Origin of the sequence: Proteus sp. FME41 (assembly GCF_014897315.1) — a bacterium.
Taxonomy (GTDB): Bacteria; Pseudomonadota; Gammaproteobacteria; order Enterobacterales; family Enterobacteriaceae; genus Proteus.
Genome location: NZ_JABUYL010000069.1, coordinates 1 through 559 on the forward strand (window position 1 = coordinate 1; position 559 = coordinate 559).

Here is a 559-nt window from a genome sequence, read left to right on the forward strand (position 1 = left end):
CGTTTTCAACAGGGGCTTCAATTGTTGATGTAGCTTCAGCGGCTTGCTGTGCTTTCTTTGCTTTAACACGAGCTAATGCGGCAGCAACGGCCGCTTTACGTGGATCGACGTCTTCGGCTTTAGCGTTTTCAACAGGGGCTTCAATTGTTGATGTAGCTTCAGCGGCTTGCTGTGCTTTCTTTGCTTTAACACGAGCTAATGCGGCAGCAACGGCCGCTTTACGTGGATCGACGTCTTCGGCTTTAGCGTTTTCAACAGGGGCTTCAATTGTTGATGTAGCTTCGGCGGCTTGCTGTGCTTTCTTTGCTTTAACACGAGCTAATGCGGCAGCAACGGCCGCTTTACGTGGATCGACGTCTTCGGCTTTAGCGTTTTCAACAGGGGCTTCAATTGTTGATGTAGCTTCGGTGGCTTGCTGTGCTTTTTTTGCTTTAACACGAGCTAATGCGGCAGCAACGGCCGCTTTACGTGGATCGACGTCTTCGGCTTTAGCGTTTTCAACAGGGGCTTCAATTGTTGATGTAGCTTCGGTGGCTTGCTGTGCTTTTTTTGCTTTAAC

The 559-nt window shown here is 49.6% G+C and carries 1 pseudogene; it reads right to left on the bottom strand.

Going from position 1 to position 559, the window contains the following annotated elements:
- Positions 1-559 (bottom strand): annotated as a pseudogene (locus INT04_RS19195) (electron transport complex subunit RsxC); the annotation flags it as partial.